The sequence below is a fragment of the Parolsenella sp. genome (assembly GCF_982402205.1).
This window is the reverse complement of record NZ_CEVYAT010000175.1, coordinates 1-2781: the sequence shown is the minus strand read 5'-3', so window position 1 is coordinate 2781 and position 2781 is coordinate 1. Positions and strand designations below refer to the sequence as shown.

Here is a 2781-nt window from a genome sequence, read left to right as displayed (position 1 = left end):
ACGCTAGACCTCGCGCGGGGTGACGTCGACGGTGTCTGCGCTGGTGGCAGCCGCGTCATCGGCGGCCTTCTTGGCCTTGTAGGCGGCAGCCGCTGCGGCCGCGCGCTCGGCCATCGTGGGCTCGGGGCCCTGGGGTTCCTGCTCGGATACCTCGAGCTCGGGCAGGTCGAGGGCGAGGGCCACCGCGTCGGGCAGCAGGCCCTCGGGCAGGTCGTCCTCAAAGGTGCCGGTGTCGCAGGCGGCCGCGATGGCGGGGTCGATGGGTAGGGTGCCCAGGACCGGCAGGCCGTAGTGGGCCGCGACCTCGGGCAGCTTGCTCTCGCCAAAGACGTGCAGGTGCTCGCCGCACTTGGGGCACACGGCGTAGCTCATGTTTTCGACCAGACCCAGGACCGGAATCTGCATCTGGGCGGCCATGTTCACGGCCTTGCCCACGATCATGCTCACGAGGTCCTGCGGGCTCGTGACGATGACGATGCCCTCGATGGGCAGGTTCTGGAAGACGGTGAGGGCCACGTCACCGGTTCCGGGAGGCATGTCGACGAGCATGTAGTCGACGTCGCCCCAGGCCGTCTCGCCCCAAAACTGGCGGATGGCGCCGCCCAGGACGGGCCCGCGCCACAGCACGGGCTGCGTCTCGTCGGCAAGGACGAGGTTGGCGCTCATGACCTTGATGCCGTGCTTGGACTCGACGGGGATGAGATGTTCGTCGGCCGCGGTGGCGTGGGCGTTGGCCATGCCAAACATGTGGGGGATTGAGGGACCCGTGATGTCGGCGTCGAGGATGGCGACGCTCTTGCCGGCGCGGTTGAGCTCGCGGGCGAGGATGCCTGTGACGAGCGACTTGCCCACGCCCCCCTTGCCCGAGACGACGCCGATGAGGTGGTGCACGCGTGCGAGGTCGCTGAGCTCGAACTGAGCGACGCCCGCCTGGTTGTCTGCCATGTTTCTCTCCCTTGTCGCATACATATATGTGTGGGTTGTTCTGGTTTGCATGCCCATTCTACCCGTACGGCTCGATGTGGCCGTCTTGGGGCTGCCGGTACGGTCGCTGCGGGGCGAGGGGTGGAGTGGTCCTTGCGTGCGCCGCCGCTCTGCTCGTGCGGGCTTTCGCGTGCCTATTGCGACAACCCTTGGGCTTTGCGTGTCTATCGCGACTATCTTGGCCCTCTGGGACGCCTGTTTAGTCGCGTTGGGCACGCGATCGGAAGTTTTAGTCGCGTTGGGCACACGAATTGATGGGATAAACGAGGGCGAAGGCGTCATCGCTGTCCTTCTCGGCCGGGCAATGACACGTCTCGCGTCGGCCTCGAATCCGCCTGTCACCCGCTCTCGCATGCGCCCCACGCCGGCTTCGAACCCGCCCACCGCTCTTCTCGCGCAAACGCAACTTACGATAAAAGTTGACCTTCAATCGCTGGACAACTAGCCGTCTATCTGCGAAAACGCTCGAAAGGCGTTCGTGGGAGCGCTATGGAGACGCACCGTTCGCGCTATTATTAGGCCGTCTGTGAGACCGCGGCTCACCCGCCAAGGTCCCCAATAAGCGCCGCGACGCCGGGGAAAGCGCCGCGGCACGTTCGCGCCGTCGCGCCACCGCGCGCCGGCCTGACGCAAAAACAGAAAGGAGAGGCATGCAGTATTCACAGGAAGTGGAGAACATGTGCCCCGTCGCCAAGGGTGCATACCATGGCCCCGCGCCCATCCCCGAGGAGGGCAAGTGGGTCCAGGCCAAGGAGATCTCTGACATTTCCGGCCTCACGCACGGTGTGGGTTGGTGCGCTCCCCAGCAGGGTGCCTGCAAGCTGACGCTCAACGTGAAGGAGGGCGTCATCGAGGAGTGCCTCGTCGAGACGATCGGCTGCTCCGGCATGACCCACTCCGCCGCCATGGCCTCCGAGATTCTCCCGGGCAAGACCATCCTCGAGGCCCTCAACACCGACCTCGTCTGCGACGCCATCAACGTCGCCATGCGCGAGATCTTCCTGCAGATCGTCTACGGCCGCAGCCAGACCGCGTTCTCCGAGGGCGGCCTGCCCGTCGGCGCCTCCCTTGACGATCTCGGCAAGGGCCTGCGCTCCCAGGTTGGCACCATGTTCGGCACCAAGGCCAAGGGCGCCCGCTACCTCGAGCTTGCCCAGGGCTACGTCACTCGCATGGCCCTCAACGACAAGAACGAGATCATCGCGTTCGAGTTCCTCAACCTCGGCAAGTTCACCGACGCCATCAAGGCCGGCAAGACCCCCGAGGAGGCCATCGCTGGCGCCATGGGCCACTACGGCCAGTGGGACAACGCCGCCAAGTACATCGACCCGCGCACCGACGAGGAGACCCACTCCGTCGCCAGCACGTTCCCGGTCAACGAGTAGAAAGGGAGGGAATCAGACATGGCTGTTACTTTCGAAGGCTATGAGCGCCGCATCGACAAGATCAACAAGTGCCTCGCCGACAACGGCATTGCCTCCCTCGAGGAGGCCGAGCAGATCTGCCTCGACAAGGGCGTGAACCCCCGCGAGATCGTCGTCGGCGTTCAGTCCATCGCTTTCCAGAACGCTGGCTGGGCCTACACGCTCGGCTGTGCCCTGGCCATCAAGAAGGGCGTCAAGAGCGCCTCTGAGGCTGCCGCCACCATCGGCGAGGGCATCCAGGCCTTCACCGTTCCCGGCTCTGTCGCCGAGGACCGCAAGGTCGGTCTGGGCCACGGCAACCTGGGCGCCATGCTGCTGTCCGACGACACCGAGTGCTTCGCCTTCCTGGCCGGCCACGAGTCCTTCGCTGCCG

Annotated in this window: 3 protein-coding genes; 2 read left to right on the top strand and 1 reads right to left on the bottom strand. The window is 65.6% G+C overall.

What is annotated here, in order from left to right; genetic code table 11:
- Nucleotides 1–3: 3 nt before the first annotated feature.
- Nucleotides 4–969: an Mrp/NBP35 family ATP-binding protein gene (locus AC1VTH_RS07695; RefSeq protein ID WP_481335552.1), complete on the bottom strand. Its 966-nt coding sequence runs from the start codon at nucleotides 967–969 to the stop codon at nucleotides 4–6.
- A 665-nt stretch (nucleotides 970–1634) separates the two neighbouring features.
- Between AC1VTH_RS07695 and AC1VTH_RS07690 the strand changes: the two genes are divergently transcribed.
- Nucleotides 1635–2369, top strand: a complete 735-nt coding sequence (locus AC1VTH_RS07690) for an iron-sulfur cluster assembly scaffold protein (protein ID WP_293825807.1) — start codon at nucleotides 1635–1637, stop codon at nucleotides 2367–2369.
- Nucleotides 2370–2387: 18 nt separating this feature from the next.
- A partial coding sequence (locus AC1VTH_RS07685) for a GGGtGRT protein (protein ID WP_481335551.1) occupies nucleotides 2388–2781 on the top strand: 394 nt, incomplete at its 3' end.

Coding starts and splice junctions, on each gene's coding strand:
- AC1VTH_RS07690 (WP_293825807.1), top strand. CDS start 1,635: ATGCAGTATTCACAGGAAGTGGAGAACATGTGCCCCGTCGCCAAGGGT.
- AC1VTH_RS07695 (WP_481335552.1), bottom strand. CDS start 969: ATGTATGCGACAAGGGAGAGAAACATGGCAGACAACCAGGCGGGCGTC.